Genomic DNA, 22,056 nt, shown 5'->3' with positions numbered 1-22,056 from the left:
CCCTGTCGGCACGAGAAGTGCCAGCAGGGGCCGTCACGGATGTTGATCGTGGTGAGCGTCAGATCGAACGAACCACCCGAGCGGGGTTGCCCACGGCCACGACACCTGCGGGGATGTCCTTCGTGACGACGGCTCCTGCCCCGATGACGCTGTCGTCCCCGATCGTGATGCCCGGGCACACGATGACGCCGCCACCGAGCCAGACGTTGTTCCCGATGCTGATCGGGCGAGCTGCTTCGAGCTTGTTCCGTCGTGCTTCGGCTTCGACGGGGTGGGTGGGTGTGAGGAGCTGCACGTTCGGGCCGATCTGACAGTCGTCACCGATGTGTATGGCTGCCACGTCCAGGGCGGTCAGGTTGTAGTTGACGAAGGTCCGGCGGCCGATGTGGATGTTCTCGCCGTAGTCCACGAAGAGGGGTGCCTTGATGAAGGAGTCCTCGCCGAATGAACCCAGGAGATCGGTCAAGAGCGTGCGGGACTCGGCATCGCCGTCGATCTGCGCCCGATGGTACGCATCGGCCAGCCGGGCGCCCCGGGCGGCGAGGCGCTCGTTGTCGGGGTCATCGGCGATGTAGAGGTCGCCGGCGAGCATCCGTTCACGATTGGTCCGAGAATCTCCCGGGAACTGATCCCGGTGGATGATGTCGGTGTCATCCATGCAAGCTGGTCCTGTCCAGATCAGTGGTGCTGTCAGCGAGGCGCATTGGCTGCGGCCAGCAGCTGGGCGAGGGAATCAGGGGTCATGCCTCCGCCTCCCATCGATCCGAGGCGCTTCAGCGGGAACGATCCTGCCATCTTCGCCACTGATTCTTCGTCCTCGAACATGGCCGATGCTCCGCCCATGTCTGCGCCGGCGTCACTCATCACCTGTCCCTGCTCATCAAGCGTCCCGCGAATGGTGAGTCGAGCCCACCCCTCAGCCACTGACGGGCAAGACAAGTCAGGGCTACGAAGCTGGGTCCAGTCCTGGTTGGATTGTCAGGGTCAAACCCAGAAACCGATGAGAAGTCACAACACTGTTGTGCCTTTTCACGGGAGCGTGCGAACTCAACCCTGTTCTGCTCACCGTTTCTCAGGAGTCTTGCCAATCCCGTTCTCACAATAATTTAGCCAAATGCGTCTCTCAACTGGCTTCTGGGAATGCAGCGACTTCTGTTGGAGCAGACAGACGCTCACCCTCGTTCCTCGACTACACAACCTCTCAGAGGAGTTTCGGCTGGGATGTATGAATTGTCCGAATATGAGCCTTGGCCACGGCAACCCTCGAAAAGGCGTCATGTGGGCCTGTCAGAAGGAACATCACAGGACCACAGAGCAGGGACTTAAAGGAGCATTTTCCGCAAAATAGGTGAGAAATGGACCGCGCCGGATAGCCACCGAGGGGTCTACTCCTCGGGCCTCAATTCCCAATTAAACTCATATTCTTTCTCCGGACCTGGCCTGAATCGAGCAGCTCGGGAATAGACCTTCTTGATGGAGTTCCCTTCGAGCACATAGGCCGCGCTGGCGCTAATCCACCGATAGTCCTCGCGACCGACTCCGAATCCACCGGTCGAATGCTCATGGCCGGCAAGAACCGTCCAGAACAAGCTGTACCCACCCCGCTCTAAAGTGGCGACAAGGTCTCTACGAAGAAGCAAGACGCCTTCACCACCACCCGACACTGACGGGTCGAAAACGGCTAGGCCTTCATCATCGTTCCAGAGAAAGTCAATACCATGTCGCAATCCGAGCATGTCAAAGAGCGCACGCGTAGGGAGGAAACCTTGGGTCTCGCGAGCGTCCGAAGCATCACGATTTGAGCCGGTGCCTCCGTATGCGGCGCCGCATTGCATGAGTTCCACCGGTTGAGGCCCCCCCGAGTATGTATTCCACTCGTCGGCGTTAATTTGACCTGATGCTGTCGCCCAATGCGTGTCAGAAGGATGGCCGCCTAGAAGTAAATTGGCCGGTTCGGCAATATCCGGCATCCAGCGCCCGAACCAATCGCGCCCCATAGCCCAGGATTTGAGCGTTTCCAGCTCGTCTGTGGGGACAAGGTAGGCATGCAATTGCATCCACGCGTCGCGAGTAGGCGGATTCACTGCCAGAACCTCAGGATCATGTTCTTGCCGCCAGCTGGGGAAGCTGAGGAGCGCGATCCACTGATTACCGTCCGGATCTGTCGGCCCCAGAAGGTCTATCGGGTCCGGGATTCCCGACATGTCTACGGGGTAGTCAGTGACAAGCGTTGTGGGAAATGTCGGCTTCAAGGGCGAGAACCAGTCGCTAGGCGCATCGTTAGCGCCGGGCTGGCGCGCAAGGATCGTAACGTCGATGTCTCGCCAGATCACATCCTCGGCTGAGGCATATGCGCGAGGTCCATCCGAGGACCATTCCTCCTTAAGTTCCGTGTGATCTGAGATGGCGCCCAGCACTTCGTACATCCCGATCCATTGGTACTTCTTTCCGACCCTCTCCACCGGTCCGTCCATTGGCGCTCGGCGCCGATCGTCGATTAGGCCAAATTTTTCGGGCGACCAACCCAGGTCAAGCGTCCGGTCAAAAATGGCTCGTTCCGCAGCGTCCTGGAGCGCCCCTCGGTCGTCACATTGAAACCTTCCAAGTGCCGGCTTGAGGACCTTGCGTCCAAAATCGCCCATGCCGGAAAGCGAGTGCCAGATTGAACCGTAGGAGTATTCCGGTGGGCCGGCGAGTGCTTCGATTTCATCGGCCGAAATAGAGGTGACCGGCCAGGCGGCTCCATAGGGCGGCGATCCGTCGGGGCCATCCCACCCCATTTCCCTGGCGACTTGCATGACGCGCCGAATGTAATCGCGAGTGAGGAGGTGCATTGGCCAACCGGGTTCTACATACTCCTGCAGAGCCTCCGCTATTGGAAATACCACTTCGGTCTGCCGCTGTCGAAGGGCAACACCGCAAGCTGCACCCGTCACCCGTTCGATTACATATGGATCATCTGTCTCGTTCAGACGAGTTAGGACGTCGACGAGTGCCCTAGGACGGCGCTCGCCAACGCTCACCATCGCCTTTGTTGCCTGATCTCGAACACGTCGATCAGTAGTCGTAAGGAACCAAGCCAGCAGTTGCGTCGCAAGCGGCGCCACTTCTTCCGAAATGTGTTCGCTACCTCGATCGCCTCCGGGCCAGGCCCACCGGATCGTGTTTTTGACCGGCGATGATTCCTCGACATCAAGCGCTCCGACAAGCCACGTGGACCATGTCGCGTCTCTATCTGGCATCGTCAGCGCCGCAAGGTGCTGGTGGAGCCAAGCAGCATTTAGAGGGTGATCCGGGATACAAGCGAGCCGGACAAGTCGGTCCCACATTTCATTGGAATAGAGATCCGAAATTAAGAGGCCTTCGACGACTTCAATCGTTCGCTTGTCTATGGAACTTGGTTCGCGGAGCACAAGGCTCTCCAGGAAGCTGTCGACCGCATACGCTGGAACGCTCCCGTCGACCGCAACAAGATCGACAAGCTCAAGCTTATGGATCTCGGGAACCATGACGGCCAAGGCCGAGATGACACCGTGCTCCCGCCAGGTGCTACGGCCAAGGCCGAGCACCCAAGCCCGAATATCTCCTGGTGTCTTCCCCGCTATTTCGGCCGCCAAAGCTACGTCGCCAAGTCGCTGGTAGCCGAATGCGATTTTCTTATCTCCTACTTCGATGAGAAGTCCCTCGGCGAGAAGACCACTCATCAGCGATTTGGACCAGGTCCGTTGTGGCAGCAGGGCCGAGGTCACTTTCTCAACCTCTAGCCGGGTCATAGTCCGGTTTCCCAAGCGGGCCAATTCGTGGACCACCTGCCCCACGAGGTTGCTTCGTACGTCAAAGTCGCAGCGGCTAGGCGACGAAAGGCGAAGGTTTACCGCCTCAGTAAAGGCGTTGCACAACGTCGTGAGCCCAGCAGCGCCAAAAGTGAAACGAGACGAACCCAGAGTTGTCAACGCTTCGCAGGTCAGCTTCAAAAAGAGTGGGTTGCTGAACTCAACGTTGAGCACCGGAAACGATGGAGCTTCCAGGCCATATTCGGTGGCAAAGCGCTGAACAGCATCCTCTACGGCTTCGTCGAAACCGAAGTGCTCAACGAGGGGCAGGTCGTCGGCTTCGATCACGGACCCTAGAAACTCATTACGGCATGAAAGCACGAGAGCAACATGAGGGAATCGAGCAACTTTTGTTCGGAGGGCCCGAGCAGTGTCCAACCATCGCTCCGGCTTCTCGCTTTCATTCACAGCATCGATGATCAGGAGGCCACGAGCGCCCGAAGCTTCAGCTGCTGCATCAAGTACGGCCAGGACCTCATCGACGGATCCTCCCAAGCCGCTGAGTTCCCCGACCTGCGCGAAGAGAGATCGTCCATCAAAGTCCTGACCAAGGATCATCACGGTAGGACGCCCAGCAGCGACTCGCTTACGGGCCACGTCGCACAACAAGTGCGTCTTGCCAACACCGGCTCCCCCTACCAAGAGCATTTCGTTCGTCTGCGCGGCCTGCGTTGCGACGGAATCAACAAGCTGTTGGCCTCGCCCAAGAGCGACCGTCGCATCCCGGACGTCCGTGTACAACGTGCCCGCCGCGTCAAGGTAGAACCCGGACTCCGATTGAGCTCGCTCGCGGAGCAAGCCAGAGACGGTGTTGAGTCTCTCAAGGGAGGTTCTTAGTGCACCACTGAGATCAGGTAGCTCGTCAAATGAGCGTGTAGCGCTGATCATTTGCTGCAATGACTCGTCGGCCGAGACTAGAGCCGCGTCGCAAAGGGCTAAGGCGTCGTCATACGCCTCTTTATCTGCTTCTGGAGCCCTCCAGGGCCACCTTCGTGTAGAGCGCAAGTCAGCCAAAATATTCTGCCAGCGTTCGGTGTAACTGTCTACTCGTCCAACTCCATCGAGTGCTTTGGTCGTACTCACGGCAACGTGGAGTCGGGGGCTGTACCGTCTACCCGCCTTGGCGAGCACTTCACAAATCAAGTGCTCCTGCGCGACCTTCGTGAGTACGGGCGCATCGAACCAGTACCGTGCCCGACCCGCATGCCTCGGTTCCGTGAGAGCCGTCAGTAGTTGATGAGCGCCAACGAAAACAAAAGAGACCGAGAGCCCCTTTGCATTGGCGAGCTCCTGCCATTCAGCTACTTTCTGGTCCCAACGGGTGTTGGCTGACACCCGCGTGGCGGTGTCCCCAGCCGGCAAGTCGATTGGAAGAGCAACAAAGTACTTCTTAAGATTCGGCTCCAGCTCAAGAACACGCCGGACAGAGCCATCGATTTGACCCGCTGCGGATGAGTCGAAGGTGAAGAGGTACTTCGCTTGCCATGCCCACACGTCTCCATTGGGCAAAACGCCTTTTCCCTCTCGGCCGCCATCCGGGTTGCCAAAGCGGTGAAAACTTGTTCCGGCCGGCCAGTGAGCCACTCCCTGTTGAATGAGAATGGAAGCCAACTCTTCGAATGCGTTGCTCCTAGCCGCCGGCTGCCCGTAAGGCCGAATTCTTGCGAAGTCAACGTCCGGCAAGGAAAGACTCATGAGAACAACCTTCGAAGGGGGCTGATGACAGGTCCTGCGGACGGAATTCATTGCTGAGAACGTGCTGTCGCAGCCCGTGGAACGCGACTAAGCGCCAGTCAAGTAGGTCAATTACCCATTGTCAAAGGCTGTCACATCGATTTTCGACCCGGATGCGTCGCTCAGACTGAGACCGCTTCCCGCAAGTATTAGTTGACATCCGCGAGCGGCGGTGCATGCCCTAAAACAGCACCCCGTTCCGAAACTCGTACCTCGCTCGTTGGCGACTCTGGCCTAGAGCACTCCACTCGGCTCTTAGGTCAACCATCTACCCCTCGCGGATGAAGGCACCATGCGATCAGGTCAGGGCTCATCGCCTTGACACCCATGGGGTGTTCGCACGGGGCCGCGAACACCCTCATCAAGCTCGCCACCCTCGCCAGGGAAGCCCCCGGGACGACGATCACGTGGGCGATCCGCAGCAGCAACCCCGCCCGCGTCTACGGGTCCGCAGCCGACCAGCTCGAGGGCCGCGGCGACCTCGGCAGCGCCGTCCGCGACCTCGTCCGAGCGGGCGCGATCGCCCTGCTCGACCGGTTCGAGGTCGACGACGTCACCAAAACCGACGTCGGCGTGCAGCTCGTCGGGCGGCGACGCAGTGAGGCCCTGACGGTCGCTGCGGACGTTGTGGTGAATGCGACCGGGTTCCGCCCTGACCTCGACATGCTCCGCGAGGTCCGGGTGTCGCTCGACGAGATCGTCGAAGCGCCTCGGCAGCTCGCACCGCTGATCGACCCAAACCTGCACTCCTGCGGCACGGTCTACCCGCACGGCATCGCAGAGCTCGGGCACCCGGAACCGAACTTCTTCATCGCCGGCATGAAGTCCTACGGCCGCGCCCCGACGTTCCTGCTCCTCACCGGCTACGAGCAGGTCCGATCCATCGCCGACGAACTCGCCGGCAACCACGAAGCCGCCCGCCTCGTGCAGCTCGAACTCCCCGAGACGGGCGTCTGCTCAACCAACCTCCCGGACGCCTCCGGGTGCGCCGTCGACGGACCGGCAGCAGGTGGGTGCTGCTCGTGAGCGTCACCGTCCGGGCCATGACCCCGGACGACTGGCTCGCTGTGGAGCAGATCTACCAAGAGGGCATCAACACCGGTAACGCCACCTTCGAGACCCGTACCCCGACCTGGGAGGCGTTCCATGCCGGCAAGCTCGCGCCGCACCGATTCGTCGCCGTCGACGACACCACAGGCGCGGTCCTCGGCTGGGTGGCGGCGTCCGCGACGTCGGCCAGGCCGGCCTATGCCGGCGTCGTCGAACACTCCGTCTACATCGCCGCCTCGGCCCAGGGCCGAGGCATCGGGCGTGAGCTGCTGAGTTCGTTCCTCGCCTCAGTCGATGCCGCGGGAATCTGGACCGTTCAGTCGTCGATCTTCCCCGAGAACGGGGCGAGCCTGGCCCTCCACGACCGGGCGGGGTTCCGCCGGATCGGGACACGGGAACGTATCGCGCAAGCAGAAGCCGGGCCCTACGCCGGTGTGTGGCGGAATACCGTTCTGATCGAGCGACGGCGCTCCGATGACCCGTCGGAGTGGCCTCCACGGCCGCTGGCCTTTGATTTCGGCACGCGTTGACGAAGCATTGCTCGGTGGGGGGGGTTAGCTGATGGTGCGGCGGAGCTGCCGCGCTGCGGCGTTCATGGCACGTTCATTGCGTCGACGGGTAAGGCAGTAGAGCCAGTTAGGGACTTGTGGGGTGGTACGCCGGAGATCGAAGAGCCGCTCCTGCCAGACAAGAAGGTCCTGTCCATCAACAGAGGTGGCGTCCTGAGCAAGTCGGCGAGCGATCGTGGCGGCCAGGTCGGAACGGTCTTGTGCCGCTTTCCAGGTATTACCGACGTACTCGGCCACATCGAGGAACGCCGGGAGAACAGGGAAAAGCGCACCGAGGAGGAAATTCGCGAGTGTTATACCGCTTAGGCTTGCCCAGATCACGAGGATGGCAAGCCAGCTAACCGCACCGAGAGCCCAGACGGTGACAGTCGTCCTGATGAGCCGGTCTGTGTAAGCAGCGTTGCTTCGCTGCGCGATGGCGATGGTCACAGCGCCAGGGGTGGCGGCGTCAACTGGGTACCAATCGATCAGACGCTCTTTCTTTGCAGCTTTGACAAGCGAAGCCTCCTCCTCGGGCGCAACTAAGGCGATGTCTTCGGGCGACGGCCGCTCAGCTCGGGTGATGGTCTCAGGCATCGAGAAGAGATAGTGGTCAAGTTGCTCCTGCACGCAAGCGGCTCGAACCATGGTCCGTGTCTCCAACCATGCCAAGACGGTTCGGCCGGCGAGGAGCCACAACCCTGCGATAGCTCCGACGACGACGGCGAGAGCAGGAGCGAGTAGAGCGACGAACGGCGCTCCAATGCCAAGAACCAGCATCCCGACCCACCTGGCGCCCTGCCAGCGCTTCGCACGAGTATAGAGGCGCCGCTGCGCGAGAAGCAGACGCAGGGCGTGCAGGTCATTCTGCCGAGCAACTATTGACTCGCTGGGTGGTGGGAAGTAATCGAACCGAGACATGCCGGGCCTACTCATCGAAAAGGAGCTTGAGCTGCACGATCGCCGCGACGTGGTCGCCAGCCTTCTCGTACTCGCGTGCCTTCTCGGCCCGCGAGACCGCTGTCGCGAGTTTCGACATCGCGTCTGCCCGTTTAGTCTCGGACGACGTCGCGGTGAATCGCGATCCGAGGCCTGTCGGATCGTTCATCGCAGCCAAGTTGGCGTCGTGGATCTTCTCCAGCGCGAGGTGGAGGTCCCAGACGGGGAAGTAAGAACTTTCCCCGTTAATGTGCTTGGCGGCTCTCATCTCGAGGTAGCACGAGGACACAGGAACGTTCCGCTTGTACTTCCAGATCTTCACCTGACGAGCCAGTTTCTTCGCCGCCCCTCCGTGCTTCTTATTGACCTCGTTGACCCAAGAACTGTGCTCGTCGGGGTGTGTTTTCATCCACCCACCCGTCGGATCTGGGATGGAGTATCCGCTTGTGGTGATGTAGCCCGGTACGACCTCGACGATCCCATCGGAGAAATGGCATACCACGGCCGGTTGGCGGACCACGATGGTGGTGTGGGGAAAGCGATCCTGCAGAGCGGCCTTGACGTTGCTCAAAACCGTCCAGGGGGACGACGGCTGGTTGCCCTTCAGCGAGACCAGGTAGTCAGCGTCGCTGTGCAGCCAGATGCCGGTGCCGTGTCTGAGGGAACCGATCTCGAACATCCGGTAAATGCCGAGGGCGGCGTCCAATTTTGACTCAATCGACGTTCGGTGGCTCCGTGCTCCGTCGAACTGGGTGGCGTTAGGGGTCCAGAAGCTGGTGGTTCGGTTCAGCCAGGCCTCGGCGGTCTCGGTCATGGACATCCTTGTCAGCTAGGGAATCACCGGAGCGGTCATCACCGTCACGTCGTGCCGCGAGATCCTGTCAGCCTGCCTAACGTGTGGCAAATAAAGTTGAGAAGTGGCAGATTCGCGTGAGAATCCACAACTGTCGAGGCCTAGCTGGGCATGTCCACGAACCGCGAGAACATCCCGTGGAACGCCACCGTGATCGTGTCCGTCGGCCCGTTGCGGTGCTTGGCGACGATGAAGTCGGCCTCGCCCTGGCGGGGGTTGTCCTTCTCGTAGGCCGACTCGCGGTGCAGCAGGATGACCATGTCGGCGTCCTGCTCGAGCGACCCCGACTCACGCAGGTCGCTGATCGCGGGCTTCTTGTCGGCACGCTGCTCGGGGCCACGGTTCAGCTGCGACAGCGCGATCACCGGCACCTGCAGCTCCTTCGCCATCAGCTTCAGGGCTCGCGAGAACTCCGAGACCTCCTGCTGACGGCTCTCCACCCGCTTGCCCGACGTCATCAGCTGCAGGTAGTCGATCACGACCAGCTTCAGGTTGTGCTGCTGCTTCAGACGACGGCACTTCGCCCGGATCTCGACCAGCGTCATGTTCGGCGAGTCGTCGATGAAGAGCGGCGCGTCGTTGATCCGCCCTCGCACCTGGGCGATGTTCGTCCAGTCACGCGCATCCACCGTTCCCTTGCGCATGTTCTGCAGCGGCACGCTCGACTCCGCCGACATCAGACGCATCGCGATCTCGCTGCGCCCCATCTCGAGCGAGAAGAACACTGACGCCTGCCCGTGCTTGATCGACGCCGCCCGCGCCAGGTCGAGCGCCAACGTCGACTTACCCAGAGCCGGTCGCGCGGCCACGATGATCAGCTGCCCGGGGTGGAACCCGTTCGTCAGCGCGTCGAGCTGCGCGAAGCCGGTCGGAACGCCGGTCATCTGACCGTCACGGCCCTTGGCCGCCTCGATCTCGTCGATCGCGACCGTCACGGCCTCGTTCAGCGGCACGTAGTCCTCGGTCTGGACTCCCCCGGCCACGTTGTAGACCTCGGCCTGCGCGTTGTTGACCAGGTCGACGACCTCGCCCTCGCTCGCGTAGCCCATCTGCACGATGCGCGTGCCGGCCTCCACCAGGCGCCGCAGCACGGCCTTCTCCGCCACGATCGAGGCGTAGTAGCCGGCGTTCGCGGCCGTGGGCACGACGCCGGTCAGCGTGTGGAGGTACTCCGCGCCTCCGGCCCTCGACAGGTCGCCCGACTTCATCAGCTCGTCGCTGACCGTGATGACGTCGGTGGGCTCGCCGTGCGAGTACAGACCGAGGATGGCGTCGTAGATGACCTCGTGCTTCGGCACGTAGAAGTCCATGCCGCGCACCGTCTCGATGACGTCGGCCACGGCGTCCTTGCTGAGCAGCATGCCGCCGATGGTGCTCTGCTCGGCGAGGAGGTCGTGCGGGGGCACGCGGTCCATCATGTTGCCGCGGTCGCCGCCGCCCTTCCGGTCACGGTCGCTGGTGTCGCTGGCGAGACCGAGGTGGGCGATCGACATGGGACCTCCGGAGGAGAAGAGACGGTGTTCGGGGCCGTGCCGGGCAGCACGGGAGGCGCTCGAGACCGTTCTACGGCAGACCCCCGACAACCCCTGACCAGACCGTCGCGACCCACCCTGACGAGCGCTGGTACACCTTATGGACACCTAGTTCTCCACAGCAAACAGCCCTGTGGATAACCCTGGGGAGAACCGGTGAGAAACGCCGGAGGCGGTTGGGGACAACTGTGGATCGACCTGTGGAGAAAATGGGGATTCCGGCCGGTCTACCGGCTTTGACCTGGGGTTTCCGTTTCCCCACCCTGTGTGCAGAAAATAGTCTGAACCAGGAGTTGAGACTCCCGATTTGACAACTGCCTGTGGACGAGAGATTTGACACGGGGGCTCGCGGACCTGTACGGGCACGGCTCGTGTTCAGCTTCCGGCAACCCCCTCGTTCGGGGGTGGCGGGCCCTGGAGCCGAGCCGCGACTCCCCCGGGCCCGCCGCCCGCACAGCCCGCTGGCGCGCCCGAACCACCGACTGATCAACGAACCACGTCACAACGTGGTTCGTTGATCAGTCGGTGGTTCGAGGGGTTGCGCGCGGGGCGCGCGTGGGCCTGGATGGAGTCAGCACGGGCGACCACGCCCGGCGACCGGACGACAGGGGGGCGGGCATGACCGACGACCCCTCCGCCCCCGCACTGCGCGACGCCTCGACCCGCACCGGCCCCTACGCCCTCACCGGCCTGCTCGTCGGCGCCGCCGCCGGGCTCGTCTCCCCCGTGACCGCCTCCGCCCTCACGCTCACCCCCGACGGCGGCCTCCTGAGCAGCTCGTGGGCTGCCGCGCCCGGCCTCGTCATCGCGTGGCTGCTCTTCGCCTGCTTCACCGTCCCGGTCGGCCTCGTCGCCGGGGCGCTGCTCGGGGCGCTGGTGTCTCTCTTCCGGCCCGTCCTCGCGGGGGCCTCACCGCGCCTCCGCGTCCTGGTGCTGGGCTCGATCTCGGCAGCTCTGTCGACGACGGCCATGGTGCTCGTGGGCGGGTTCGTGCTGCCGTGGCCCGGCTGGGTGCTGCCGGGCGTCGTGTTCGGCGCGCTCGGGCCGCTCCTCGCCGAGCGCTCGGCCGCCGCCCGCGACCGGCGCCGGGCCCTCGCCGAGCTCGACGGCGACCGGGCCTCGTCGTGGGCCGTGTTCTGACGCCCGGGTCTCCCCGGGCGCTGAAGAACCCCGTTCCGTTCACCGCACCCCGACGTAGCGGGGTGCGATGAGCGGAACGGGGTTCGGCAGGGCGCAGCGGGCGAGCTAGAACGGCACCCCGCAGCGCAGCACCACGTTCGCGAACGGGGTCGCCTCACCGGTGCGCACGAACAGCCGCGCCGTGCCGCTGAGCCGCTTGAGCTCCTCGTGCGACACGTGCGCCACCTCGAGCCCGAGCCCGCCCGCACCGAACCGCGCCTCGATCACCTCACCAGCCGCCACCCCGCGGCTCTCCGCCGCCGCCGTCACGCCCTCGACGACCAGGTCGCTCAGCAGCGCGTCCAGCACCCCGGCGAAGCTCGGCAGCCCGTGCACGACCGCGAGGTCGACGACCGGCACCCCGACCGGCTGCGGCAGCCCGCAGTCGGCCACGACCACCAGGTCACCGTGCCCGAGCCGGCTGATCGCCTCGTTCAGCTGCGCGTTGAGCAGTCCGCCGCGCTTCACGCGCAATCCCCAGCGGGAGAGGCAGTGAAGGAGGCGCCCCCAGACTCCACAGAGCCCGCCGCGTCACCGTCCTCCACAGACTCCACAGACTCCACAGACGGCAGCTCGTCCCCCAGCCCCGGGTACGACGGCTGCGTCCCCGCGCCCGTCACCGAGTACGCCCCGACCCGCACGGCCTCGTGCGCCGCCTCGAGCAGGGTCGCCCCCGCCGCGAGCCGCGCCGCCAGGGCGCCGACGAACGCGTCGCCGGCCCCCGACGAGTCGACCGCCGCCACGCGCGGCGACGCGACGTGGTGCAGACCTGTTGCGTCCGAGACGATCGCGCCCGCGGATCCGCGCGTGAGCACCACCGAGGGCACCCCGTGCTGGCGCAGGGCGGTGACGACCGCGGCGTCCGCGTCGCGCGCCTCCCCCAGGCCGTCCGAGCCGTCGGTCGGTCCGCCCTCGGGCGAGTCGGAGAACAGGGACACCGACGAGACGGCGTCGTCACCGAGCTCAGCGGCGTCGGCGACCGACGCCGAGCCCTCGAGCGCCGCCAGGAGCAGGCGCCCCTCGTGCTCGTTGAGCACCAGCGGGTCGGCCAGCCGCACGACGTCGGCGTCGACCGCGACGACGGGCGCCAGGTTCAGCAGCACCCGCCCGGTCGCGAGCCGCGCCGCGTGCTCGATGCCGTCGGCCGGGATCTCGCCCTGCAGCACGACCACCGCCGCCGAACGCAGCACGTCGGCGTGACGCTCCACGGCGTCGTGCCCGACCGACGCGTTGGCGCCCGGCACGACGACGATCGTGTTCTCGGCGTCGTCGCCGACGCTGACCACGGCCAGCCCGGTGGGGCCGGCCACGACCTCGACGCGCGACGTGTCGACGCCGCTCTCGGTCAGCAGCGGGGTCGCCGCCGCCGCGTGCACGTCGTCGCCGACGGCACCGACCATGACGGTCGACGCCCCGCGACGCGCGGCCGCGACGGCCTGGTTGGCGCCCTTGCCCCCGGGCAGCAGCACCATGCCGGTGCCGATGAGCGTCTCGCCCGGACGAGGCAGGCGCGCCACGGTCACGACCTGGTCGACGTTGATCGACCCGACCACGACGACCGTGCCGGTGACGGTGCCGGCGGCAGGAGTGCCCGAGCGGTCGCCGTCGGCGGGGGAGCCTTGGGCGTCAGCCCCGGCCTCCCCACCCGCCGCAGGCCCGCCGGAGGCGCGGCGCGGCTGCCCCGAGCCGGTCACGTCACCGACGATCCCGGCCTCGAGGCCGTACCCCGCGCCTCCCTCGGTCCCGACCTGCCCGGCACCGGCCGCACCGGCCCCACCGGCCGCACCGGCGTCGCCGCCCGCACCGACCTGCCCGGCGGCCGCCGCACCCGCACCCGCCTCATCCGCACTGCTCATCAGCTGAAGTCACCCACGTTCTCCTTCGTCACCGTGATGACGTCGACGGCCTCGTCGGCCGCCCCGTCGTCGTCGATCGCCTTGACGGCCTGGTCGACGGCCAGTGCACCCAGCTTGGCGGGCTGCTGGGCGATCGTGCTCGACATGGTGCCGGCCTCGACCGCCTTCAGGCCGTCCTCGGTGCCGTCGAAGGCCGCGACCTTCACGTCGGTGCCGGCGCGCGAGCCGAGCGCCTGGATCGCTCCGAGGCCCATCTCGTCGTTCTCGGCGAAGACGCCGACCGCGTCGGGGTGCGCCTGCAGCAGGTTGGTGGTCACGTCCAGCGCGGTGGCGCGGTCGAAGTTGGCCGTCTGCTGGCCGACCACCGTGATGCCCGGGTACGCGGCGATGCCGTCGGCGAAGCCCTGGCCGCGGTCACGGCTGGCCGAGGTGCCGGCGACGCCCTGCAGCACGATGACTTCGCCCTTCTCGCCGATGGCGGCGGCGAGGGCGTCGGCGGCCTGCTTGCCGCCGGCCACGTTGTCGCTCGCGACGAACGAGGCGACGTCGGCGCCGTTGACGGCCCGGTCGACGGCGACGATCGGCACCGACGAGTCGTTGAGCTGCTTGGCGGCGGGGCCGGCGGCGTCGCTGTCGACCGCGTTGAGGATGACCGCGTCGGCGCTCGAGGCGGCCGTCGCGAGCTGGTTCGCCTGCGTGGCGGAGTCGTTCTGCGCGTCGACCACCTCGAGGTCGACGCCCTGCTTCTTCGCCTCGGCGACGGCGCCGTCGCGCAGCTCGACGAAGAACGGGTTGTTGAGGGTGCTGAGCGAGAGCACGACCGTGGGCTTGTCCGCTTCACCGGCGGGGGTGCGGTTGCAGCCGGCGGCGCCGGTCGTGATCAGGGCGGCGATCGCCGCGATCGTGGCGGTCTTGCGGAACGAGGTCGACTTCATCGTGGGTCCTTCGTGGGGTGCGGGTGGGGGGTGGGGGAGAAGAGGAGGGGGAGCGTGGGAGGCGCGGTGCCGGCACCCGGGGGAGCCCGCCGGAGCGGCGCGGCGCGTGGTGTCGGCCACGGGACGCTCAGCGGCCGGGCGGCCGTAGCGCTCAGGCGTTGCGCGTCTTGCGCCGCAGCACGTCGACGCCGACCGCCAGCGCGATGACGACGCCGATGACGACCTGCTGCCAGAACGACGTGACGTTCAGCAGGTTGAGCCCGTTGCGGATCACGACGAGCACGAGCGCGCCGATGATCGTGCCCGAGATGCGCCCGACGCCGCCGGCCAGGCTCGCGCCGCCGATGACGACGGCGGCGATCGCGTCGAGCTCGTAGCCCGAGGCCGCCTGCGGCTGGGCCGAGTCGAGGCGGCCGGCGAGCAGCAGGCCCGCCAGCGCGGCGAACAGCCCGGCGAGGCCGAAGACGACCACGACGATGCGCTTGACGGGCAGGCCCGAGAGGCGCGCGGCCTCGGCGTTGCCGCCGACGGCGTACATCGAGCGGCCGATGACGGTGCGGTTGAGGATGAACGACGCGATCGCGGCCGCGATCACCAGCACGATGATCGGCACGGGCACCGGCCCGACGTTGCCGCCGAGGAAGGAGACGGCCGGGGGAGTCGCGATCGGGCGACCGTCGGAGACCACGAGGGTGAGCCCCCGCGCCACGCTGAGCATGGCGAGCGTCGCGATGAACGACGGCAGCTTGCCGTACGCGCTCGCCAGGCCGTTGACGACGCCGGCGAGGAGGCCCGTGCCGAGCCCCAGCACGAGCGCCAGCCCGCCGGGCAGCCCCGCCGTGGCGAAGAACCAGCCCGACACCATGGCCGACAGTGCCGCGACCGAGCCGACCGAGAGGTCGATGCCGCCGGCGACGATGACGAAGGTCATGCCGAAGGCCAGCACGGCGACCGTCGACACCTGGATGCCGATGTTGAGCAGGTTGCGCCCGGTGAGGAAGTCCGGCGTCGCGATGAACAGCGCGAGGCAGAGCACGACGAGCCCGACGAGGGCGCCGTTGGCGGCGAGGAACGCCTTGATGTCGAAGGAGCGTCGCTGCGCCTTCACGGTGGTGGTGGTCATCTGGGTCGTCTTCCTGGGTTCGTCTGTCGGGGTCAGTTCGTGGGGGCGACGTCGCGGGCGGCGAGCGTCATCAGGGCGTCCTGCGTGGCGTCGGCCGCGGCGACCTCGCCGGCGACGACTCCGTCGCGCATGACGAGGATCCGGTCGCTCATGCCCATCACCTCGGGCAGCTCGCTGCTGACCATGACGACGGCTCCGCCGGCGGCCGTGATCGCGTTGACGAGCTCGTAGATCTCGACCTTGGCTCCCACGTCGACGCCCCGGGTGGGCTCGTCGAGCAGCAGCACGGTCGAGCCGGCGATGATCCAGCGGCCGAAGACGGCCTTCTGCTGGTTGCCACCGGAGAGCGAGCCGATCTGCTGGTCGATGTCGCGCATCCTGATGCGGAGGCGCGACGCGACCGCCTCGGCCGCCGAGCGCTGGCCGGCGAAGTCGACCAGCCCGGCCCTCGCGCTGCGGGCCAACGTCGCGTAGCCGAGGTTGTCGTTGACGGAGGCGCCCAGCACGAGGCCCTGCGCCTTCCTGTCCTCGGGCACGTGGCCGACGCCCGCGGCGATGGCCCCGGCGACGTCGCCCTTCTTCAGCACCACGCCGCGGACGCTGACGGTGCCGGAGTCGTACTTGTCGACTCCCGCGATCGCCCGGACCACCTCGGTGCGGCCGGCGCCGACGAGCCCCGCGATGCCGAGCACCTCGCCGGCGTGCACCGTGAAGCTGACGTCGCGGAAGACGCTCGAGGTGAGGCCCTCGACGCGCAGCACCTCCTCGGCGGAGTCGACCGGGCCGGTGCCGCGCGGGTACTGCTCGTCGATGTCGCGGCCGACCATGAGTCGCACGAGCTCGGCCTCGGGGGTGCTCGCCGGCACTTCGGCGACGAACTTCCCGTCGCGCAGCACGGCCACGGTGTCGCCGATCTCGGCGATCTCGTCGAGGTGGTGGCTGATGAAGAGCATGCCGACGCCGCGGGCCCGCAGCTGCGCCACGACGGAGAAGAGCTGCTCGGTCTCGTGGCGGGTCAGGGCCGCGGTCGGCTCGTCGAGGATGAGGATGCGCGCGTCGATGCTCAGCGCCTTCGCGATCTCGACGAGCTGCTGGCGGGCGATGCCGAGCGTGCCGACCTTCGTGTCGACGTCGACGTCGAGGCCGATCATCTCGAGGGCGGCGCGGGCGCGGCGCTTGAGCTCGCGGCGGTCGACGATGCCGAACCTCCGCGGGAAGCGGCCCATCATCACGTTCTCGGCGACGCTGAGCGAGGCGACGAGGTTGAGCTCCTGGTGGATCGTCGCGATGCCGAGCTTCTCGGCCGCGAGCGTGCCGGGCAGCGAGACGGGCTCACCGTCGACGAGCACACGGCCGCCGTCGGGCTGGTAGACGCCCGACATCATCTTGATCAGCGTGGACTTGCCGGCGCCGTTCTCGCCGAGCAGCACCTGCACCTTGCCGGCTCGGACGTGCACGGTGACGTCGTCGATCACCGTCACCGGGCCGAACGACTTGCTGACGTGGTCGAGGGTGAGCAGCGGGCGATCGTCGTCGATCGTGGGGGTCATGGTCAGTTCCTGCCGAGGGATCGGGGCGGTGTCGGGACGGGAGAGGACGAGGAGGCGCGGATCACCAGTTCGCTCACGAGCGTCACCGACTCCGGTCGCCCCCCGGAGATGACCTCCTGGAGCAGTGCGACGGCGGTGGCGCCCATGTCCTCCACGCTGTGCGAGATGACGGTGAGGGCGGGGTCGATGAGCGAGAACCACTCGATGTCGTCGAAGGCCACGACCGCGACGTCGCGGCCGATGCGCAGGTCGAGGCGGTGCAGCATCGCGATGGCGCCGACTGCCATCAGGCTGTCGGCGGCGAGGATGGCGGTCGGCGGCTCGTCGAGGCTGAGGAAGGCGTGCACCGCGGCCGAGCCGCTGGCGGACTGGAAGTCGCCGACGTGCACGAGCGCGGGGTCGTCGCTGAGGCCCTGCTCGGCGATCGCGGCCGTCCACGACTCGAGCCGCTCGCGACCGGTCGAGACGCTCTGCGGGCCGGCGATGTAGCCGACCCGGGTGTGGCCCAGCTCGGCGAGGTGGCGCACGGCGGCCCGGATGCCCGGGCCGCTGTCGGTCGTGACGCTCGGCACGTCGAGGCCGGGCACCGTGCGGTCGACGAAGACGGTCGGCACCTCGCGGGCGAGCAGCGCCTCGATGCTGGCGGAGTCGGTGCCCTGCGGGGCGACGATGACGCCGTCGACGCGGCGCGAGATGAGGGTGTCGAGGTAGCGGTCCTGCTGCTGCTGGTTCTCGTTGGCGTTGCCGAGCAGCGTGACGTAGCCGAGCTCGAGCAGCGCCTGCTCGATGGTGTGGGCCAGGTCGGCGAAGAACGGGTTGCGCACGTCGGAGACGAGCAGGCCCACGGTGTCGGAGCGCGTCGAGCGGAGGGCCCGGGCCTGCGCGTTGGGCCGGAAGTCGAGCTCGCGGACGGCCCGCTCGACGAGCTCGCGCGACTCGGCGGAGGTCGACGGGTTGCCCGACAGCACCCGCGACGCGGTGGCCGGGGACACTCCGGCGCGCGTGGCGACGTCCTTGATCGTGACGGCGTTCATCGGGCTCTACCTCGTCGTAGTGGGGCTGTGGAATCGATTCCATGGAATCGATTCCACGACAGTAGGCGCTGGCCCCCGCCCTGTCAACCGCGCCCACGCCGGCTGCCGCCCCGCGCTCCTCGCGCCTCCCCGAGTCCCCCGTCCCCGCGCCTCCCCGAGTCCCCCGACCCCGCGCCTCCCCGAGTCCCCCGACCCCGCTCGAGAACCACCGACTGATCAAAGAACCACGCGATGACGTGGTTCTTTGATCAGTCCGTGGTTCTGCGGGGCCTGCTGCTGCCGGCCACCCCACGACGCACGAGAGCGGCGACCCCCGAGGGGGCCGCCGCTCTCGTGACGGTGCAGGTGCTGCGGGTGGAGCTACTTCGCGGAGACCACCGTGAGGGTGATCGTGGCGATGACGTCCTCGCGCAGGCGGAGGGTGGCTTCGTGCTCACCCGTCACCTTGATCGCCGAGGGGATCTCGACCTTGCGCTTGTCGATCGTCGCGACGCCCTGGGCGGTCACGGCGTCGGCCACGTCGCCGGGGCGGACGGAGCCGAAGAGGCGGCCGTCGGCACCGGTCTTGACGGTGAGACGGATCTTCTGGGCCTCGAGACGCTGCTTGAGGTCGTGGGCCTCCTCGATCGTCTTGAGCTCGCGGGTCTCGCGGGCCGTGCGGATCTGCGCGACCTGCTTCTCGCCACCGCGGCTCCACGCCACGGCGAAGCCCTGGGGGACGAGGTAGTTGCGGGCGTAGCCGTTCTTGACGTCGACGACGTCACCGGCCGAGCCGAGGCCGGAGACCTCGTGCGTGAGGATTACTTTCGACATGGTGCTTCTCCTTCAGTCGGCGCTGGATCAGCGGCCGGAGCCGGCGTAGGGGAGGAGCGCCATCTCGCGGGCGTTCTTCACGGCACGGGCGATGAGGCGCTGCTCCTGGACGGAGACGCCGGTGATGCGACGGGCGCGGATCTTTCCACGCTCCGAGATGAACTTGCGGAGGGTCGCGACGTCCTTGTAGTCGATGACGCCGACGCGGATCGCCTTCGCGGGAGCGGCGTTCTTGCCGCCCTTGCCGCGGAGGGGCTTGCGACGGTCGCCGCTGCTCTTTCCAGCCATTGTTGTTCTGCTTTCGAGTGATGGTGAAGTTCTGAGGGGGTGGGGCGGGAGGCCCCTGACGAGACGACCTGGGAGGTCGGTGACGACCTAGAAGGGGGTCTCGTCGTTGTAGGTGCCGCCGCCGCCGGGCGTGTTCCAGACGTCGCCGCCGCCCTGGGAGTTGCCCCCCTGGGCCGGCGCGGGCTGGCCCCACGGCTCGGACTGCTGGCCGCCGCCGACCTGGCCCTGCTGGCCGCCGCCGCGGTTGCCCCCGAAGGAGCCACCGCCGCCGCCGCCGCCCTCACGGGAGGAGGCCGCACGGGTGACCTGAGCGGTCGCGTAGCGTAGCGAGGGGCCGATCTCGTCGACGTCGAGCTCGAAGCTGGTGCGCTTCTCGCCCTCCTTCGTCTCGTAGCTCCGCTGCTTCAGACGGCCCTGCACGATGACGCGCGAGCCCTTCGTCAGAGAGGAGGCCACGTGCTCGGCGAACTCGCGCCAGACGCTGGCACGCAGGAAGAGCGCCTCGCCGTCCTTCCACTCGTTGGACGCGCGGTCCAACGTGCGGGGGGTCGACGCGATGGTGAAGTTCGCGACCGCGAGCCCGTTCTGCGTGTAGCGCAGCTCGGGGTCACTGGTGAGGTTGCCCACCACTGTGATGACGGTCTCGCCTGCCATCGGTTACTCGGCAGCCTTCGCGGGAGCGGACGGGGCAGCGGGCGACGCACCGGCGACCGCGGCGGCCGGAGCAGCAGCGGCGGCCGGGGCGGCGGCAGCGTTGGCGGCCTTGCGGGCGGCCTTCTCGTCGGAGAGCTTCTTCGCGGCGGCGACCATCGCGATGGCCTCCTCGGCGCGGAGGACCTTCGTGCGCAGCACGGCCTCGGAGAGACCCAGCTGGCGGTCGAGCTCGACCGTGGCCGACGGGTTCGCCGTCAGGTTGACGACGGCGTAGATGCCCTCGGACTTCTTGTTGATCTCGTAGGCGAGGCGACGACGGCCCCAGATGTCGACGTTGTCGACGGTGCCGCCATCGGCGCGGATGACGTTGAGGAACTTGTCCAAGCTCGGGGCGACGGTGCGCTCATCGATCTCGGGGTCCAGGATGACCATCAGTTCGTACTGGTGCATGACTAACCCACCTCCTTCGGACTTGACGGCCACAGACGGTCTGTGACAGGAGGGTGTTCATGACGCTGCGTCGGCCAGAGAGGCAGACGCAACCTTCCCAGCGTAGCTGCTGGCGCCTCCGGCCACAACGCCGGAGGCGCGGGTCGGCCCCCACGGGCCCGTCACGGCCCCCGAGACGGCCGGGTCCAGGGCCCTACGGCGCGGGCGTCGCCGACGGGTCGCTGGCCTGTTCGGCGGCCGCGACCGCCGCCTCCGCCGCGGCCTGCGCCGCCGCCAGCCCCTCGGGCACCGGCAGCGAGCCCGAGAACACCTGGTCGAGCAGCGGGTCGAGCGCCGGCTGCGCCGCACCGTACAGCGACGTCGGGGCCGGGATGGTGTCGCCCGAGGCGATCACGTCGAAGAACGGCGAGACGTCGACGCCGCGCGAGGCCCAGTACGCGTAGTACGGCTCCTGCGCGCCGGTGACCGCGGGCACGGCGGCCCCGTCGCGCCCGATGTACTCGGCGCCGTCGGTCGAGCCGAGCCAGGCCAGCACCTTCGCGGTGTCGTCGAGGTGCGCGGTGTGGGCGTCGCCCGCGGCGACGATGCCGTTCGAGACGCTGACGCGGCCGGCCGGCCCCGCGGGCATCATCGCGACGCCCCAGTCGAACTGCGCCTGGCTCTCGACCGTCGAGAGGCTGTAGAGCCCCGACTGGAACAGGGCCATGTGGCCGGCCGTGAACAGGTCGCGGCTGTGGTCGGGGTCGGCGTTCGTGGCGGCGGCCGGGGGCGCGACGCGGTGCACGCCGACGAGGTCGACCAGGTACTGGAACGCGGCCTGCGCCTCCGGCGTGTCCAGCTCGAAGGAGGCGCCCTCCGGGTCCTCGAGACGGCCCCCGGCCGAGCCCAGGTAGTCGTACCAGATCGCCTGCAGGTCGTTGCCCGCGTTGTAGCCGTACTGCGCCACGGTGCCGTCGAAGGCGGGGTCGGCGGCGTTCCGGCCCTGGTCGTCGAGGGTGAGGCGCTTGAGCAGCGGCAGCAGGGTGTCGTCGGCGCCGCCGCCGGGTGCCCAGGTGAGGTCGTCGAGCGAGGCCGGGTCGACGCCCGCCGCGGCCAGCAGGTCGGCGTTGTAGTAGAGCGCGATGCCGCCGTCGCTGAGCTGCGGCACGCCCCAGAGCGAGCCGTCGTGCGTGAACTGGTCGACGACGGCCGGGCTCCAGGCACGGCGGGCGCTCTCGCCGAGCACGGCGTCGACGTCGACGAGGTCGCCGGCCTCGGCGTAGCCGTCGTAGTGGGAGCTGTTCAGCCAGTAGACGTCGGGCGCGTCGCCGTCGTCGACGTCGTCGGCGAGCTGGTCGAAGTAGTCGGCGTAGGGCACGACCTCGACCTCGACGTCGATGTCGGGGTTGTCGCGCTCGAAGGCGGCGAACGACTTCTCATAACCGGCGGCGACGGTCTCGTCCCAGAGGCGGACGGTGACGGTGGTCTCGCCCTGCTCCGACGGCGTCAGCCGCGCGCCCGGGGCCGGCGCCGTCGAGGCGCCGAACGCGGCGATGCCGGCGGCGCTGGCGGCGACGATCAGCACGCCCACCGACGTCGCGACGAAGGTGGAGTCGGCTCGGGGTCTGCTGCGCACGCGTGCAGGCTACCGGGGGAGTCGCGGTGCCCGTCTGCAGGGCCGCGTACCCCGGACAGGACGGTCCGGC

Annotated in this window: 19 protein-coding genes and 1 pseudogene; 3 read left to right on the top strand and 17 right to left on the bottom strand. The window is 67.3% G+C overall.

Annotation, left to right across the window (positions count from 1 at the left end; genetic code table 11):
• Window positions 1-58: 58 nt before the first annotated feature.
• The 3 genes from IFT72_RS11210 to IFT72_RS11200 all read right to left on the bottom strand — a co-directional run bounded on the left by IFT72_RS11210 (window position 59) and on the right by IFT72_RS11200 (window position 5,528).
• Complete coding sequence (locus tag IFT72_RS11210; protein WP_244634417.1) at window positions 59-658, bottom strand: sugar O-acetyltransferase; 600 nt, start codon at window positions 656-658, stop codon at window positions 59-61.
• A gap of 32 nt (window positions 659-690) precedes the next feature.
• Complete coding sequence (locus IFT72_RS11205) at window positions 691-867, bottom strand: hypothetical protein (protein ID WP_192046463.1); 177 nt, start codon at window positions 865-867, stop codon at window positions 691-693.
• 518 nt (window positions 868-1,385) lie between these two features.
• The gene (locus IFT72_RS11200; protein ID WP_192046462.1) at window positions 1,386-5,528 is read right to left on the bottom strand and encodes an ATP-binding protein; all 4,143 of its coding nucleotides are present in this window, start codon (window positions 5,526-5,528) and stop codon (window positions 1,386-1,388) included.
• A gap of 366 nt (window positions 5,529-5,894) precedes the next feature.
• Here IFT72_RS11200 and IFT72_RS11195 point away from each other — a divergent pair, with 366 nt between their 5' ends.
• Together IFT72_RS11195 and IFT72_RS11190 are read left to right on the top strand one after the other, a co-directional pair.
• Window positions 5,895-6,593, top strand: a complete 699-nt coding sequence (locus IFT72_RS11195) for a hypothetical protein (RefSeq protein WP_192046461.1) — start codon at window positions 5,895-5,897, stop codon at window positions 6,591-6,593.
• A gap of 17 nt (window positions 6,594-6,610) precedes the next feature.
• Complete coding sequence (locus IFT72_RS11190) at window positions 6,611-7,147, top strand: GNAT family N-acetyltransferase (RefSeq protein WP_192046562.1); 537 nt, start codon at window positions 6,611-6,613, stop codon at window positions 7,145-7,147.
• Window positions 7,148-7,171: 24 nt separating this feature from the next.
• Here IFT72_RS11190 and IFT72_RS11185 read toward each other — a convergent pair whose 3' ends face one another.
• The 3 genes from IFT72_RS11185 to dnaB form a co-directional block, all read right to left on the bottom strand.
• The gene (locus IFT72_RS11185; protein WP_192046460.1) at window positions 7,172-8,086 is read right to left on the bottom strand and encodes an S-4TM family putative pore-forming effector; all 915 of its coding nucleotides are present in this window, start codon (window positions 8,084-8,086) and stop codon (window positions 7,172-7,174) included.
• A 7-nt stretch (window positions 8,087-8,093) separates the two neighbouring features.
• Entirely contained in the window at window positions 8,094-8,918 is an 825-nt protein-coding gene (locus IFT72_RS11180; protein ID WP_192046459.1) for a nucleotidyltransferase, read from the bottom strand.
• A 140-nt stretch (window positions 8,919-9,058) separates the two neighbouring features.
• Window positions 9,059-10,450 carry a replicative DNA helicase gene (dnaB, locus tag IFT72_RS11175; RefSeq protein WP_185230720.1) on the bottom strand — a complete coding sequence of 464 codons (1,392 nt, stop codon included), beginning with the start codon at window positions 10,448-10,450 and terminating at the stop codon, window positions 9,059-9,061.
• Window positions 10,451-11,107: 657 nt separating this feature from the next.
• Here dnaB and IFT72_RS11170 point away from each other — a divergent pair.
• Entirely contained in the window at window positions 11,108-11,629 is a 522-nt protein-coding gene (locus IFT72_RS11170) for a hypothetical protein (protein WP_192046458.1), read from the top strand.
• Between the two features lie 105 nt (window positions 11,630-11,734).
• On the opposite strand, the gene rbsD is transcribed toward IFT72_RS11170, so the two are convergent.
• The 11 genes and pseudogenes from rbsD to IFT72_RS11115 all read right to left on the bottom strand — a co-directional run bounded on the left by rbsD (window position 11,735) and on the right by IFT72_RS11115 (window position 21,986).
• Window positions 11,735-12,136, bottom strand: coding sequence for a D-ribose pyranase (gene rbsD / locus IFT72_RS11165; protein WP_192046457.1), 402 nt, complete (start codon window positions 12,134-12,136; stop codon window positions 11,735-11,737).
• On the bottom strand, window positions 12,133-13,524 hold the full coding sequence (locus IFT72_RS11160) for a ribokinase (RefSeq protein ID WP_371741264.1): 1,392 nt from the start codon (window positions 13,522-13,524) through the stop codon (window positions 12,133-12,135). Before IFT72_RS11160 ends, rbsD begins: the two co-directional genes overlap by 4 nt.
• Window positions 13,524-14,459, bottom strand: coding sequence for a substrate-binding domain-containing protein (locus IFT72_RS11155; protein ID WP_056058184.1), 936 nt, complete (start codon window positions 14,457-14,459; stop codon window positions 13,524-13,526). The genes IFT72_RS11160 and IFT72_RS11155 overlap by 1 nt, the downstream gene beginning before the upstream one ends.
• Before the next feature lie 151 nt (window positions 14,460-14,610).
• The gene (locus tag IFT72_RS11150; RefSeq protein ID WP_056058181.1) at window positions 14,611-15,582 is read right to left on the bottom strand and encodes an ABC transporter permease; all 972 of its coding nucleotides are present in this window, start codon (window positions 15,580-15,582) and stop codon (window positions 14,611-14,613) included.
• 32 nt (window positions 15,583-15,614) lie between these two features.
• Complete coding sequence (locus IFT72_RS11145) at window positions 15,615-17,132, bottom strand: sugar ABC transporter ATP-binding protein (RefSeq protein WP_056058177.1); 1,518 nt, start codon at window positions 17,130-17,132, stop codon at window positions 15,615-15,617.
• Between the two features lie 2 nt (window positions 17,133-17,134).
• Window positions 17,135-18,166, bottom strand: coding sequence for a LacI family DNA-binding transcriptional regulator (locus IFT72_RS11140; protein WP_056058174.1), 1,032 nt, complete (start codon window positions 18,164-18,166; stop codon window positions 17,135-17,137).
• Between the two features lie 360 nt (window positions 18,167-18,526).
• Window positions 18,527-18,979, bottom strand: coding sequence for a 50S ribosomal protein L9 (gene rplI, locus IFT72_RS11135; protein WP_056058172.1), 453 nt, complete (start codon window positions 18,977-18,979; stop codon window positions 18,527-18,529).
• A 27-nt stretch (window positions 18,980-19,006) separates the two neighbouring features.
• Window positions 19,007-19,267, bottom strand: coding sequence for a 30S ribosomal protein S18 (gene rpsR / locus IFT72_RS11130; RefSeq protein ID WP_055964231.1), 261 nt, complete (start codon window positions 19,265-19,267; stop codon window positions 19,007-19,009).
• Window positions 19,268-19,354: 87 nt separating this feature from the next.
• Window positions 19,355-19,921, bottom strand: coding sequence for a single-stranded DNA-binding protein (locus IFT72_RS11125; protein WP_192046456.1), 567 nt, complete (start codon window positions 19,919-19,921; stop codon window positions 19,355-19,357).
• 87 nt (window positions 19,922-20,008) lie between these two features.
• Window positions 20,009-20,371 (bottom strand): annotated as a pseudogene (rpsF, locus tag IFT72_RS11120) (30S ribosomal protein S6); the annotation flags it as partial.
• Window positions 20,372-20,564: 193 nt separating this feature from the next.
• Window positions 20,565-21,986: an extracellular solute-binding protein gene (locus IFT72_RS11115; RefSeq protein ID WP_192046455.1), complete on the bottom strand. Its 1,422-nt coding sequence runs from the start codon at window positions 21,984-21,986 to the stop codon at window positions 20,565-20,567.
• Between the last annotated feature and the right edge of the window lie 70 nt (window positions 21,987-22,056).

The sequence above is a fragment of the Frigoribacterium sp. CFBP 8754 genome, from assembly GCF_014841815.1.
Taxonomy (GTDB): domain Bacteria; phylum Actinomycetota; class Actinomycetes; order Actinomycetales; family Microbacteriaceae; genus Frigoribacterium; species Frigoribacterium endophyticum.
This window is presented reverse-complemented; position numbering and strand designations above follow the sequence as displayed.

What these genes read in the sequence shown, in the direction of transcription:
- IFT72_RS11210 (WP_244634417.1), bottom strand. Translation starts at nt 658, where the DNA reads ATGGATGACACCGACATCATCCACCGGGATCAGTTCCCGGGAGATTCT.
- IFT72_RS11200 (WP_192046462.1), bottom strand. Translation starts at nt 5,528, where the DNA reads ATGAGTCTTTCCTTGCCGGACGTTGACTTCGCAAGAATTCGGCCTTAC.
- IFT72_RS11195 (WP_192046461.1), top strand. Translation starts at nt 5,895, where the DNA reads ATGGGGTGTTCGCACGGGGCCGCGAACACCCTCATCAAGCTCGCCACC.
- IFT72_RS11190 (WP_192046562.1), top strand. Translation starts at nt 6,611, where the DNA reads ATGACCCCGGACGACTGGCTCGCTGTGGAGCAGATCTACCAAGAGGGC.
- IFT72_RS11185 (WP_192046460.1), bottom strand. Translation starts at nt 8,086, where the DNA reads ATGTCTCGGTTCGATTACTTCCCACCACCCAGCGAGTCAATAGTTGCT.
- IFT72_RS11180 (WP_192046459.1), bottom strand. Translation starts at nt 8,918, where the DNA reads ATGACCGAGACCGCCGAGGCCTGGCTGAACCGAACCACCAGCTTCTGG.
- dnaB (WP_185230720.1), bottom strand. Translation starts at nt 10,450, where the DNA reads ATGTCGATCGCCCACCTCGGTCTCGCCAGCGACACCAGCGACCGTGAC.
- IFT72_RS11170 (WP_192046458.1), top strand. Translation starts at nt 11,108, where the DNA reads ATGACCGACGACCCCTCCGCCCCCGCACTGCGCGACGCCTCGACCCGC.
- IFT72_RS11160 (WP_371741264.1), bottom strand. Translation starts at nt 13,524, where the DNA reads ATGAGCAGTGCGGATGAGGCGGGTGCGGGTGCGGCGGCCGCCGGGCAG.
- IFT72_RS11155 (WP_056058184.1), bottom strand. Translation starts at nt 14,459, where the DNA reads ATGAAGTCGACCTCGTTCCGCAAGACCGCCACGATCGCGGCGATCGCC.
- IFT72_RS11150 (WP_056058181.1), bottom strand. Translation starts at nt 15,582, where the DNA reads ATGACCACCACCACCGTGAAGGCGCAGCGACGCTCCTTCGACATCAAG.
- IFT72_RS11145 (WP_056058177.1), bottom strand. Translation starts at nt 17,132, where the DNA reads ATGACCCCCACGATCGACGACGATCGCCCGCTGCTCACCCTCGACCAC.
- IFT72_RS11140 (WP_056058174.1), bottom strand. Translation starts at nt 18,166, where the DNA reads ATGAACGCCGTCACGATCAAGGACGTCGCCACGCGCGCCGGAGTGTCC.
- rplI (WP_056058172.1), bottom strand. Translation starts at nt 18,979, where the DNA reads ATGTCGAAAGTAATCCTCACGCACGAGGTCTCCGGCCTCGGCTCGGCC.
- rpsR (WP_055964231.1), bottom strand. Translation starts at nt 19,267, where the DNA reads ATGGCTGGAAAGAGCAGCGGCGACCGTCGCAAGCCCCTCCGCGGCAAG.
- IFT72_RS11125 (WP_192046456.1), bottom strand. Translation starts at nt 19,921, where the DNA reads ATGGCAGGCGAGACCGTCATCACAGTGGTGGGCAACCTCACCAGTGAC.